This window comes from Corallococcus praedator (assembly GCF_003612125.1).
GTDB lineage: Bacteria > Myxococcota > Myxococcia > Myxococcales > Myxococcaceae > Corallococcus > Corallococcus praedator.
On sequence record NZ_RAWI01001407.1, the window covers coordinates 1 to 390 of the forward strand.

Genomic DNA, 390 nt, shown 5'->3' on the forward strand with positions numbered 1-390 from the left:
GTATAAATACAGCGTTCGGTATGAGCGGCGAGAAATATCTCATCGGGGACGACGGGTTATTTCAAGTAAAGGAAGATGACGTTGAGCCCCTGAAGTCGGCAGGCTTTCGTCGCTTCTTCGCTCCTGCCACCGCAGAATGACCGAGGGGTTCGATAGAAGTTATGGCAGGTGAACGCGCCCGTGCTGGTGGAGGTCATGAGATCTCGCTGACGAACTATACCATCGGTTCGACCTACGGCAACACCGCATCGGGCTCGGCTTGGTTCGGCCCCGGCAATCCCATGTCGCCGCAGGCCCCTGAAGAAGTCAAGGGTCGTGCGTTCGACTTTCCCCAAGGCTACAACACCTACAACACGACGCGCGCCGGTGAGCCCATCACTTATGGCACAC

Annotated in this window: 1 protein-coding gene; it reads left to right on the forward strand. The window is 57.2% G+C overall.

All coding sequences use genetic code 11. The features are described 5' to 3' along the window. Window positions 1-161: 161 nt before the first annotated feature. The coding region (locus D7Y13_RS45555) for a hypothetical protein (protein WP_208734760.1) at window positions 162-390 on the forward strand (229 nt) is incomplete at its 3' end.